We start from the raw sequence: 11,158 nt of genomic DNA, 5'->3' as shown, positions 1-11,158 counted from the left end.
GCGGGCATGTCGCCGGTGCGCGGCACGATGGCATAGCGTATCGGCAGGATGGGGATACGTGCGCTGCAGGCGGGGCCGGAGGTGGCGCTGCTGACGGAGGCGTTGCTCATGCGAGCTCCTTGCTCAAAGAACAGACTCTTCGAACTTCAGGCGTAGAGGTGCCTGTTCCAGTGCTGAAAAGACTGAAATATTGGTCGGCTGAAACTTATTCAGCGTTGCTGAAGTTTGGCTTTCATTATGTGTTCCGCGCCGAAGCGTAAAGCTTACGTGTGTGCTGAGAGCGTTATGCGCTTGTCGGCTTTCGATTGAAAGACGATGCCTCGTTTTCAACGTTAGGGTCGAGACAGAAAGTGTAAGATTTTATTTGAGTTATCTTGCGTGGTTGTGAATATGCATTTCATCTGTTGAAAGTTGAAATTTACTTGTAGGAAATTTCTTTCTTATTGCTTTGTTTATCTACATTCAGTTTTTGCACTTGGACATTACTACTTGACAAGTTCTCGGCGCGCCACCAGAGCGGCTGGCGTAGCGTATGCAGTTGTTCATGGATTTCTGCCGGGCAATGCTCAGGGTATTGCCCCAGGCCAGGCCGCCTTCACCGGTGGTGGGGACGGCTTTGGCGAAGCAGTTGGAGCCTACCGCCGGTGTGGCATAGCGGGCCTTGCCGGCTTTGCTGGAGCAGCCCGCAGTGAGTGCCAGGCTGAGGGCGAGCAGGGTGGTCAGCGCCCAGGGTGTGTAAGCGGGGATCGGTTTGCTGCCCATGTGTTGTCTCCTTCGTACCAGTAGCGCGGTCTTGTGTAGGAGCGAGTTCACTCGCGAACACCGGCGTAGCCGGTGCCCATGCAGCGTGTTGCGCCCTTCGCGGGTGAACCCGCTCCCACAAGGAATAGCGACGGCCTTCGAGGCTAATGCCTTGCAGGATATTTCATTCGAGCGAAGCGGTGAACTATCGCGTCGTCAAGGGGCTCCTTTGCTAGGCGCACCCCGCGCTCGTCTGATGGCAATAGCCCATCAGCCTGGGTCACTGAATGAAAAGGAGGCACCGTGACCGCATCTGACCGTACCCTCTACCGCTGTACGCCCAGCCCGCTGCACGCGTTGTTGCTGGCCGGCGGTGTGCCGTTGTTCCTCGGCGCACTGTTGAGCGACATCGCCTACTACAACAGCTACCAGATCCAGTGGAGCAACTTCGCCGCCTGGTTGATTGCAGGTGGCCTGGTGTTCTGCGGCCTGGCGCTGTTGTTCGCGCTGGCCAACCTGATCCGCGCCGAGCGCAAGGGTGGGCGACCGACGTTGTACTTCGTGCTGCTGCTGGTGACCTGGGTGCTTGGGTTGATTAATGCCTTCGAACACGCAAAGGATGCCTGGGCGGTGATGCCGTCGGGGCTGGTGCTGTCGGTGATCGTGACCGTGCTCGCGGTAGCCGCTGCCTGGACCGGCTTGAGTAACCTGCGTGCAGGAGGTGCGGCATGAAGCCTTTGTATGCATTGAGCCTGTTGAGCATGGCGCTGTTGCTGAGCGCTTGTGGTGGCGATGGCGAGCCAACCCAGGCCCACGGGCCGGACCCGAAGTTGCCCGAGCCGCAGCGCGGTCTGCTGCCGAGCATGAAGATTGCTCAGCCGGTTGCCTGGGGGGAGCAGACGCCGACGGTGCCTGAGGGCTTCAGTGTCAAGGCCATCGCCACCAACCTGAAGATTCCGCGGCAGAGCCTGGTGCTGCCCAACGGCGACATCGTGGTGGCCGAGGGCAGGGGTGGCAGTGCGGCAAAGCTCAAGCCCAAAGATGTGATCGCCAGCCAGATCAAGGCCAAGGGCAACACCCAGGTCAAGGGCGGCAACCGCCTGACCTTGCTGCGTGATGCTGACGGCGATGGCACCTATGAGGTGCAGACCGTGTTCGCAGAAAACCTCAACGCGCCCTACGGCCTGGCCTTTGCCAACGGCAAGCTGTATGTGGCCAACCAGGATGCGCTGGTGCGCTTTGACTATAAAGAAGGCCAGACCCAGGCCGACGGCCCGCCAACCAAGGTCACCGACTTGCCGGCGCAGATCAACCATCACTGGACCAAGGCACTGACGGTTAGCGAGGACGGTCGCTACTTGTATGTGGGCATCGGTTCGAACAGCAACATCACCGAGCGCGGGCTGGAAGTGGAGATTGACCGGGCCATGGTCTGGCAGGTGGATGCCGAAACCGGCGCGCACCGGCCTTATGCCACTGGCCTGCGCAACCCGACGGCTCTGACTATACAGCCGCAGACCGGGCAGCTGTGGACGGTCGTCAACGAGCGCGATGAACTGGGGCCTGACTTGGTGCCGGACTATCTCACTTCTGTACGTGAAGGTGGGTTCTATGGCTGGCCGTATAGCTACTGGGGGCAAAACGTGGATGAGCGGGTGCGGCCGCAGAACCCGGACAAGGTAGCGGCGGCGATCAAGCCGGACTACAGCCTGGGCTCGCATGTGGCGGCATTGGGTGTCGACTTCTCGCTCCCGGCCATGGGCGAGCGTTTCGCCGACGGCGTATTCGTGGGTGAGCACGGCAGCTGGAACCGACCCAACCCGGTGGGGTACAAGGTGATCTTTGTGCCGTTCAGCAATGGCAAGCCGGCGGGGGAGCCGATCGACTTTGCCACGGGCTTTCGTAGTGAGGATGGCAAGACCCGAGGGCGGCCAGTGGGGGTGACGGTGGACCCGCGTGGGGCGCTGATTATTGCCGATGATTTGGCCAATACGGTTTGGCGGGTGACGCGTAACCGTTGAGCGCCGTGGCGGAAAACGCAGTGTGTTGCCTGGGCTGGCCCTATCGCCGGCAAGCCAGCTCCCACAAAAGTGTGCGCAAGCTTTCAGATCCTGAACAAGACAGCCGCACACAGGTACAGCGGCGCTTGAACCTCGTGCCATACCTGTGGGCGCTGGCTTGCCGGCGATGAGGCCAGTGCAGGCAGCGCAAGACTTGCCTTTGATCAGAAGCGGTAGTTGAAGCTGGCCTCCAGCGTGCGCGGTGCCCCTGGGGTAACCAGGTCCACCGAACCGTGCGCCGAGGCGTAGTAGTCACGGTCGAACACGTTCTTCAGGCGCAGCGCGGCGTCCCACTGCGGCACGCTGTACAGCAGCGCGGCGTCGAAGGTGGTGTAGCCGGGCATTACCACCACGTTGTCGAGTGCGGTGTAGCGCTCGTCGACGTAGTTGGCACCCGCGGCAACGCGCCATTGTGGGGTCAGGGTACGCACCAGCCAGACGTTGGCGCTGTTGCGCGGCGTCAAGGTGGGAGTCTGGCCTTCGTTGTCCACGCCGTTGGTCTTGCTGTTGGACTGGGTGATTTCGGCGTCCAGATAGGCATAACCCGCATAGATCTGCCACTTGTCCGTGAGCTGTCCGCTGACGGTGGCTTCGAACCCATCGGTACGCTGCTCGCCCGCCAGCACGGTCAGGTTCGGGTTGGCCGGGTCGGCGGTCTTCATGTTGGTGCGTTCTAGGCGGAACACTGCGGCGGTCAGCGACAGGCGGCTGTCGAGCAGGTCCCATTTGGCGCCGATTTCGTAGTTGGTGGTTTCTTCCGGCTCCAGGTGCTGGTTGGTTGGACTGACTGCGAACACTTCACCCGAAGGCTGGTAACTGCGGCTGACCGACACGTAGTAGGACTGGATTGCATCGGGTTGATAGACCAGGCCGGCACGTGGGCTCCAGGTCTTGTCAGTGCGGTCGAGATCGACGTTCTGCACACGGTCGTCGTCGTACTCCTGGCCAAAGATGTCGTAACGCACACCCACCAGCGCCTTCCAGTGTTCGTTCAGCTCGATCATGTCCTGCAGGTACAGGCCGGTGGTCTGCTGGAAGTTGGTGCCCTTGGACGACAGGTTGGCGGCATGCTCCGGTACCGGCACCAGGGCGTCGCGGTACACCGGCACCTGGGCCACGTTGTTCTGGCTGAATACGCGCTGGTACTTGTCCTGGAAGCCTACTTCCACGCCATACAACAGGTTGTGCTGCAGGCCGGCCAACTGCGCCTGTTGCTTGAGTTCGGTCTGGTTGAATACACCGTATTCGTCGCGGGCGACGTTGCCGCGGTTGAGCTTGACCAGCAGTTCGCCATTGGGTGCAGTGACGAAGCGCGTCGGGCTGCTGTCGGCCAGGGTGTTGTTGCGGTCCAGGTCGTAGCGGTAGTAACGGCTGGTGTTGTTCAGGGTGAAGTTGTCGTTGATGCGGTAGTCCAGGCTGGCGGTCAGCGAGAATACCTCGCTGCGGGCGTAGTCCTGGTCGGCGTCACCCGAGCCAAAACGTTTGTCGCGGTCCACATCCACCGGGCGGTTGCCCAGCGCCGGAATGCCGAAGTCGATCAGGCGTTTGTCGTACAGGTAGGTGGCGCCCAGGTTCAGTTCCAGGTCGTCGGACAGGCGGAAGTAGGCCGACGGGGCAATGGCCTTGCGGTCGATGTAGCCATCGTCGCGGAAGGTGTCGCTGTCTTCGAAGGCCCCGGTCACGCGGTAGGCCTGGTTGCCTTGCGGGTCGGCCCAACCGCTGTCGAACTGGGTGCGGCGCTTGCCTTCGCTGTCAACGCTCATGCCGACCTCGCGCTTGGGCGTGAAGCTTGGCTTCTTGCTGATGCTGTTGATCAGCCCGCCGGAAGAACCACGGCCATACAGCACGGCAGCCGGGCCCTTGATGACTTCGACCCGCTCGACGTTGGACAGGTCGCGGAAGTACAGGGCGTCGTCACGCACGCCATCAATGTACATGTCGCCAATGGCGCTGAAACCGCGGATGGTCACCTGGTCGCGCTGGCCGTCGCCGTTGGACAGGCCAATGCCGGGCACATTCTTCAGCACGGCTTCCATCGACTGCGCGCCTTGGTCCTTGATCACGCTTTCGGGGACGACGTTGACGGTTTGCGGGATATCGCGCAACGGCGCGTCGATCTTCATGGCGCTGCGGCTTTCAGTGGCCTTGTAGCTTTGCTGCTCGTAGGCACTGGTGACGGCGGTGGCGGGCAGGGCGAGGGCGCCTTGCGCCTGGGTTTGAACGGCAGCGTGAACAGCAGGCACAACCAGCAGGCCCAGCATGGAAATGGATGCTGGGGCAACAGACCTTTTTGCCATTACAGGTGACTCTTTGTTGTTTTTGAAGGTCACGAATAGTAATGATTTGTAAATGTAAAGCAAGTGTAAAGAGTTCGCATTTGCTATTACAAGGCTCTGGGTGGCGAAAAGACGACGAAATACGACGTAGAGGAAGGGCCGGCAAGGTAGCCGGCAAAGGCTATGCTTGTTAGCGCGTGAGCATTTCACGCGCCTATTCGGACTTGATCACATGGAAGCAGGCCTATGAACCCGATTCGTACTCTCGCTCGTGCTGTCGCCCTTGCCACGCTGGCCTCTACAGCCAGCTTTGCGGTGCAGGCTGCCGATATCCCCATTGGCAGCGAAGCGCTGGAAAGCCACGTCACCACGCAAGTCACTGCTATCGACCTGGCCAACCGCCAGGTCACGGTGAAGGGCCCGGATGACAAGAAGGATGTGACGTTCCAGCTGACCGAGAAAGCCAAGGCGCTGCCCAACCTGAAGGTCGGTGACCAGGTCGACATCTATGTCACCCGTGCCGTGGCCTACGTGCTCAACACTGACGTTGGCGGGGCGCCGAAGGCAAGCGAAGAGTCCGGTACCATCCGTGCCACAGCAGAAAACCCCAACCCGGGCGGCGAGGCGTTCCGCCAGGTCAGGGTGACTTCGCAGATCAAGAAGATCGACCTCAAGACGCATGAGGTAAGCCTGCTGCCGCCAGAAGGCAAACTGCAGGTGGTCAAGGTCGAGAACCCTGACTTGCAGGCCCGCATGCAGAATCTTAAAGTCGGCCAGACGGTCGATGCGATCTACACCGAAGTGCTGCGCGTCGAAACCTCGCGCTGATTGCTTGTCGGCTTCGGCCGGAGCATCCATGCCTGCTTTACCCGCGTGGCCTATCCGCATGGCGAATAACGCGCGTGCATGCTTTCGATTTCCATAAGTGCCGAGAATTTCAGAAGCTTGCCTGAATGGTCGAATGGAAGGAGGAATGCCATGTTCAGCAAAACCCTGTGCCTTATGGCACTTCCCTTTGCCCTGGCGTTGCTTGCGGGGGCGGTACTGCCGTTCCAGGCCGCGGGTAATGCCGCGGTCGGGCGAGAGCTGGGGCATTGGTTGTGGGGTGCGTTCACTTCGCTGGCGGTGAGCTCGCTGGTGGTGATTGCTGCGCTGCTGATACTCCGGGTGCCAGTGCCAGATGTGAGCAAGGTCCTGCAGGGGCCTTGGTGGCTGTGGATTGGCGGGGTACTGGGGGCAATGTACGTGGCCGGCGCGGCGGCGCTTACGCCTAAACTGGGCGCAGCGGGTTTTCTGGTGCTGGTAGTGGCGGGGCAAATCATCACGGCAGTACTCGCCGACCACTTCGGGCTGATGGGGCTGGGCGGCAAACCGCTCAACCTCGCCCGGCTGGCAGGCGTGGCGCTGATCTTGTGTGGGGTGTTGTTGGTGCAAGGGGGCTGGGCGACACCGGCGCCGGCCAGCACCGCAGTGGCCGCGAAACAGCCTGAAGGCTGATCAGCGCCCCGGCTGGCTACAGGCCCACACGGTTTCGCGTAGCCAGTGGTGCCCAGGGTCGCTGTCCTTGCGGTTGTGCCAGGCCTGCTGGTAATCGAACGAAGGAATGGCCAATGGCGGAGTGAACTGGCGCAGGGTGGGGTGCTGGTGCAACGATCCCACTGCGCGACTGGCCACTGTCAGGACCAGATCGGTACCGGCCAGCACCTCGACGGCTGCGCTCCAGTGTGGCAAGGCCAGGGCGATACGGCGGCGCAAGCCTTGGGCGGCCAGCGCCCGCTCGATTTCATCGAAAGCGTCGGGGCGCATGGCCATCAATACGTGCGGGCGTGCCAGCCAGTCATCCAGGGCCAGCCCGCCGCTGGCAGGCAGCACTTGGCGGTCGGCCACGCTGATGAAGCTGTCGGAGAACAGCGGCTGGGCAGTAATGTCCTGCGGTAGATCGGGGAATAGCCCCAGGGCCAGGTCCAGTTCGCCGTCGAGCAACTGCGCCAGCATGGTTTCGCGGCTGGCCTGGCTGACGGCCAGGTCGATTCCGGGCGCAACCTGACGCACGTGGCGCAGCAGGGGTGGCAGGATGATGCGCGAGGAGTAATCGGACAGCGACAGACGGAACCGGCGTTGGGCCATGGCTGGCTCAAATTGTGGGGCCGACAGCAGGTTGTTGAGGTTGCCGAGGGCATCCTGCAGCGGTTGGGCCAGCGCCTGAGCACGCGTGGTGAGGACCATGCTGCCGCCTTGGCGTACCAGCAAAGGGTCGTCGAAGTGTTTACGCAGTTGTGCCAAGGCATGGCTGACCGCGGGTTGGCTGCGGTGCAGGCGCAGTGCGGCGCGGGTCACGTGCTTTTCGCTGAGCAGGGCATGCAGGGCGAGCAGCAGGTTGAGGTCGATCTTGCGCAGTTCATCCATCGGGTGAATGGCCTTGGGCACTTTTGCTGTTATTGATCAGCTTATCAAATGCATTCGCCTTGCGCGGTCCTTGTGGTGCGACCTTGTGGCTCAATGGACCGCTCTCATGGAACAGATTTGGCCCCGCCCAATCTGTGGGAGCCTGGCTTGCCGGCGATGGGCCGCAGGGCGGCCCCAATACAGGCCACACTATTCTGAAGGATTGTGATTGATTTGAGACTTTGGGGCCGCTGCGCAGCCCATCGCCGGCAAGCGCGGCTCCCACATCGAATGCGGCAGGCTTGCGGGCAGGATTCTCTGCGTGATCTCCCACAGGGACCGCGTCGGGTGTTGTGGGTATACTCCCCACCCGTTTCACTGTTATCCGAGTAGTCCGATGGGTCTTTCTGCAACTGCCACACCTGAACCGCGTCGTCTCGGCGCGCCCCTGATCGCCCTGGCCTTGCTGCTGGCGGGTGCCGGGTTCCTCAACCTCAATGCCGGCTTCAAGCAGGTCTTGCTGCTACTGGTCGGCGCTGCACTTGGCCTGACCTTGTACCACGCTGCGTTCGGCTTCACGTCGGCCTGGCGGGTGTTTATAAACGAACGCCGTGGCGCGGGCCTGCGCGCGCAAATGGTCATGCTGGCCCTGGCTGTGCTGCTGTTCTTCCCGGCGCTGTCGGCAGGGAGCCTGTTCGGCAACCCGGTTACCGGCCTGGTGGCCCCGGCCGGTGTTTCGGTGGTGTTTGGCGCGTTCATATTCGGCATCGGCATGCAACTGGGTGGTGGCTGTGCCTCGGGTACGCTATTCACCGTAGGCGGGGGTAATGCGCGCATGCTGGTAACCCTGCTGTTCTTCATCATCGGCTCGGTCAGCGCGACCCATCATGCCGACTGGTGGTTCGCCTTGCCGTCGTTCCCGGCCACCTCGATCGTGCAGGCCTGGGGCGTGGGCCCGGCACTGCTGGTGAACCTGGCCGTGTTCGGCCTGATCACCTGGGCCACTGTGATGCTGGAGAAGCGCCGGCATGGCACGCTGGAGGCGCCGGTTGACAGCGCGCACCAGGGCCTGCGCCGCTTCTTGCGTGGCCCTTGGCCGTTGCTGTGGGGCGCCATCGCCCTGGCGCTGCTGAACTACGCGACGCTGGCACTGGCAGGGCGACCATGGGGCATTACTTCGGCTTTCGCCTTGTGGGGCGCGAAGGCCCTCAACAGCCTGGGTGTGGAGGTCGGCAGCTGGGTATTCTGGCAGGCACCGGCCAATGCCAAGGCCCTGGCCGCGCCGCTGTGGCTGGACATCACCACGGTCATGGACCTGGGCATCGTGCTCGGCGCGCTGCTGGCGGCTGGCCTGGCCGGGCGCTTTGCGCCAAGCCTGAAGATCCCGCTGCCGTCGCTGGTAGCGGCGGTGATCGGCGGCCTGCTGCTGGGCTACGGTTCGCGCTTGGCCTATGGCTGCAACATTGGTGCGTACTTCAGCGGCATCGCCTCGGGTAGTGTGCATGGCTGGTTGTGGCTGGTGGCAGCCTATGCAGGCAACCTGATTGGCGTGCGCCTGCGACCGCTGTTTTTTGCGGGTGAGCGACGCCCTGCGGTGTTGACCGGCTGCTGAGGCTGATAGCTGCAAGGGGTGCAGGAATCATCTGCATCCCGTCTGATTGTTCAGTTTCTTCTACCTGATTAGCCTGACTGGAACACCATCCAGCAGGATTCGATCATGGCTACCCGCATCATTCTCGACAGCACCGGCACCGCCGCTGTCATGCAGCTTGAACACCTACAAGTACAGCCTCCAGGGCCGGGCCAGGTCTGGCTGGAGCAGACCGCCATGGGCGTGAACCCGCTGGACGTGTTGCAACGCAAGGGCGGCGCACCGCTGGCTTTGCCGTCCGGCCTGGGCCTGGAAGGTGCAGGCCGGGTTACGGCGATTGGCGAAGGGGTACACAGTGTGCAGGTGGGCGACCGGGTCGCTTATGCGATGGGGCCAGTCGGTGCCTACGCCAGTGGCCGCTTGTTCCCGGCCGAGCGCCTGGTCAGGCTGCCGCCACAATTGGATGACGAGGCCGCCGCAGCGGTGCTGTTCAAGGGCATCACGGCGCAGTACCTGTTGAAAACCACCTATGCGGTAGGGCCGGGCACCCAGGTCCTGCTGTACGGCGCGGCCGGTGCCTTGGGCCAACTGATGGCGCCTTGGGCGCGTCACTTGGGGGCGACGGTGATCGGTGTGGTGTCGCGCCCGCAAAGCGTGGCGCGGGCACTGGCAGCGGGCTGCCATCATGTACGGGTGTTTGACGCGGCAACCTTGGCCAGCCAGGTGCGCGAGCTGACCCAGGGGCAGGGGGTAGACGTGGTGTACGACTGCGTGGGCAGGGTGTCGTTGCAGGCCTCGCTGGACAGCCTGCGGGTGCGTGGTCTGCTGGTGTCGTTCGGCGGCACCTCCGGTGCACCGGCGGCCATCGAGGTCGCCACGCTCAATGCCAAGGGCTCGCTGTACCTGACCCGGCCGTCGCTGGCGGCGCACACCCGCACAGATAAGGAATACCAGCAGCGCGCCGCCGATGTGCTGGCAGCGGTCGCTGAAGGTATCATCCAGCCACGGGTCTGGCGTCGCTACCCGCTGGCCGAAGCGGCCAGGGCCCACGGGGACCTGGAACTAGGGCTGTCGGAGGGCGCGCTGGTCCTCACTGCCTGATACCCCATCCCACTGCCGAGCCTTGCCATGGATGCCTTCGACAGCCGCCGCGCCGATGAACTTGCCACGTTGCTGGCCTTGCATGAGCAGGGCTCGTTTGCTGCTGCCGGGCGGCAACTGGAGCGTCACCCCACGGTGCTGTCGAAGCGCCTGAGCGCACTGGAGGCGCGCCTGGGTATTCGCCTGGTGGAACGCAGCACACGGCAACTGCGCTTTACCGATGAGGGCGAGCGGTTGGTGGCCAAGGTGCGCGAGGCTAACCGGCTGATTGCCGAAGCGGAGCAGGAAGCTACAGAAGGGGCCGTTACGGTGCGCGGGCGCTTGCGCCTGGCGTTGCCGGGGGCCATGGGCCGGCGCTGGCTGAGCGGGATGCTGGCAGATTTCGTGCTGGCTTACCCGCAGGTGACGGTGGAGGCTGAGTATGCAGACCGCTTTGTCGACCTGATTGGCGAAGGGTTCGATGCCGCCATCCGTATCGGTGAGCTGACAGACAATCGGTTGGTGGCCGGCAAGTTGTGCGAACACGTGCGAATCCTGTGTGCGTCGCCTGATTACCTGGCCCGGCAGGGAACGCCTGTAAAACCTGTCGATTTGACTAGCCATAACTGCTTGGGTTTCAGTGGCTTGCGTTCGTTTCCTGAATGGCGACTGATGAGTGCCGGGCAACAGGTGAGCGTGAAAGTGGCGGGCAGCCTGCGAAGCAACGACAACGAAGCGCTGCTGGAAGCGGCGCGCCGTGGTGTAGGGATTCTGGCCGGGGGTGACTGGCTGATGGGCGAGGACCTGGCCAGTGGCCGCTTAGTGCGGGTGCTGCCGCAATGGCAATTGGACGTTGCGGCGGGCATTTACCTGGTACGGCCCACCGCGCGTCTCAACACGGCCGCATTGGCGGCGTTCAAAGCCTGGCTGGAAGCGCGGTTCAAGGCCGGCGCCCCTTGGCGGCCCTGATGCACTAGTTTCCAACTGACTTTAATTATTTTCTTTAACGTCATGAATAATAAGAA

10 protein-coding genes are annotated in these 11,158 nt (G+C 62.6%); 7 read left to right on the top strand and 3 right to left on the bottom strand.

Going from position 1 to position 11,158, the window contains the following annotated elements; all coding sequences use genetic code 11:
* Positions 1 to 462 precede the first annotated feature (462 nt).
* Positions 463 to 762, bottom strand: coding sequence for a hypothetical protein (locus tag ACI2KG_RS26845; RefSeq protein WP_404663942.1), 300 nt, complete (start codon positions 760 to 762; stop codon positions 463 to 465).
* A gap of 282 nt (positions 763 to 1,044) precedes the next feature.
* On the opposite strand from ACI2KG_RS26845, the gene ACI2KG_RS26840 reads away from it, so the two are divergent.
* A complete protein-coding gene (locus tag ACI2KG_RS26840) occupies positions 1,045 to 1,473 on the top strand; it encodes a DUF2231 domain-containing protein (protein ID WP_400622759.1) in 429 nt (142 codons plus the stop codon).
* Positions 1,470 to 2,762 (top strand): PQQ-dependent sugar dehydrogenase, encoded by a 1,293-nt coding sequence (locus tag ACI2KG_RS26835; RefSeq protein WP_404663941.1) that lies wholly within the window; start codon positions 1,470 to 1,472, stop codon positions 2,760 to 2,762. The genes ACI2KG_RS26840 and ACI2KG_RS26835 overlap by 4 nt, the downstream gene beginning before the upstream one ends.
* 203 nt (positions 2,763 to 2,965) lie before the next feature.
* On the opposite strand, the gene ACI2KG_RS26830 is transcribed toward ACI2KG_RS26835, so the two are convergent.
* Entirely contained in the window at positions 2,966 to 5,098 is a 2,133-nt protein-coding gene (locus ACI2KG_RS26830) for a TonB-dependent receptor (protein ID WP_404663940.1), read from the bottom strand.
* Positions 5,099 to 5,323: 225 nt separating this feature from the next.
* On the opposite strand from ACI2KG_RS26830, the gene ACI2KG_RS26825 reads away from it, so the two are divergent.
* Together ACI2KG_RS26825 and ACI2KG_RS26820 are read left to right on the top strand one after the other, a co-directional pair.
* A complete protein-coding gene (locus tag ACI2KG_RS26825; RefSeq protein WP_404663939.1) occupies positions 5,324 to 5,905 on the top strand; it encodes a hypothetical protein in 582 nt (193 codons plus the stop codon).
* A gap of 150 nt (positions 5,906 to 6,055) precedes the next feature.
* Positions 6,056 to 6,574, top strand: a complete 519-nt coding sequence (locus tag ACI2KG_RS26820; RefSeq protein WP_404663938.1) for a DMT family transporter — start codon at positions 6,056 to 6,058, stop codon at positions 6,572 to 6,574.
* Here the strand turns inward: ACI2KG_RS26820 and ACI2KG_RS26815 are convergent, their stop codons facing one another.
* Complete coding sequence (locus tag ACI2KG_RS26815) at positions 6,575 to 7,483, bottom strand: LysR family transcriptional regulator (protein WP_404663937.1); 909 nt, start codon at positions 7,481 to 7,483, stop codon at positions 6,575 to 6,577.
* Positions 7,484 to 7,859: 376 nt separating this feature from the next.
* Here ACI2KG_RS26815 and ACI2KG_RS26810 point away from each other — a divergent pair, with 376 nt between their 5' ends.
* The 3 genes from ACI2KG_RS26810 (at position 7,860) to ACI2KG_RS26800 (ending at position 11,102) form a co-directional block, all read left to right on the top strand.
* A complete protein-coding gene (locus ACI2KG_RS26810) occupies positions 7,860 to 9,074 on the top strand; it encodes a YeeE/YedE family protein (protein ID WP_404663936.1) in 1,215 nt (404 codons plus the stop codon).
* A 105-nt stretch (positions 9,075 to 9,179) separates the two neighbouring features.
* A complete protein-coding gene (locus ACI2KG_RS26805) occupies positions 9,180 to 10,154 on the top strand; it encodes a quinone oxidoreductase family protein (protein WP_404663935.1) in 975 nt (324 codons plus the stop codon).
* Between the two features lie 27 nt (positions 10,155 to 10,181).
* Positions 10,182 to 11,102: a LysR family transcriptional regulator gene (locus tag ACI2KG_RS26800; protein ID WP_404663934.1), complete on the top strand. Its 921-nt coding sequence runs from the start codon at positions 10,182 to 10,184 to the stop codon at positions 11,100 to 11,102.
* The last annotated feature ends 56 nt before the right edge of the window (positions 11,103 to 11,158 follow it).

Origin of the sequence: Pseudomonas sp. NPDC089407 (assembly GCF_044900445.1) — a bacterium.
Classification (GTDB): Bacteria; Pseudomonadota; Gammaproteobacteria; order Pseudomonadales; family Pseudomonadaceae; genus Aquipseudomonas.
Note: the sequence above shows the minus strand (reverse complement) of the source record. Positions and strands in the feature narration are given on the sequence as shown.

Coding starts and splice junctions, on each gene's coding strand:
- ACI2KG_RS26845 (WP_404663942.1), bottom strand. CDS start 762: ATGGGCAGCAAACCGATCCCCGCTTACACACCCTGGGCGCTGACCACC.
- ACI2KG_RS26835 (WP_404663941.1), top strand. CDS start 1,470: ATGAAGCCTTTGTATGCATTGAGCCTGTTGAGCATGGCGCTGTTGCTG.
- ACI2KG_RS26830 (WP_404663940.1), bottom strand. CDS start 5,098: ATGGCAAAAAGGTCTGTTGCCCCAGCATCCATTTCCATGCTGGGCCTG.
- ACI2KG_RS26825 (WP_404663939.1), top strand. CDS start 5,324: ATGAACCCGATTCGTACTCTCGCTCGTGCTGTCGCCCTTGCCACGCTG.
- ACI2KG_RS26820 (WP_404663938.1), top strand. CDS start 6,056: ATGTTCAGCAAAACCCTGTGCCTTATGGCACTTCCCTTTGCCCTGGCG.
- ACI2KG_RS26815 (WP_404663937.1), bottom strand. CDS start 7,483: ATGGATGAACTGCGCAAGATCGACCTCAACCTGCTGCTCGCCCTGCAT.
- ACI2KG_RS26810 (WP_404663936.1), top strand. CDS start 7,860: ATGGGTCTTTCTGCAACTGCCACACCTGAACCGCGTCGTCTCGGCGCG.
- ACI2KG_RS26805 (WP_404663935.1), top strand. CDS start 9,180: ATGGCTACCCGCATCATTCTCGACAGCACCGGCACCGCCGCTGTCATG.
- ACI2KG_RS26800 (WP_404663934.1), top strand. CDS start 10,182: ATGGATGCCTTCGACAGCCGCCGCGCCGATGAACTTGCCACGTTGCTG.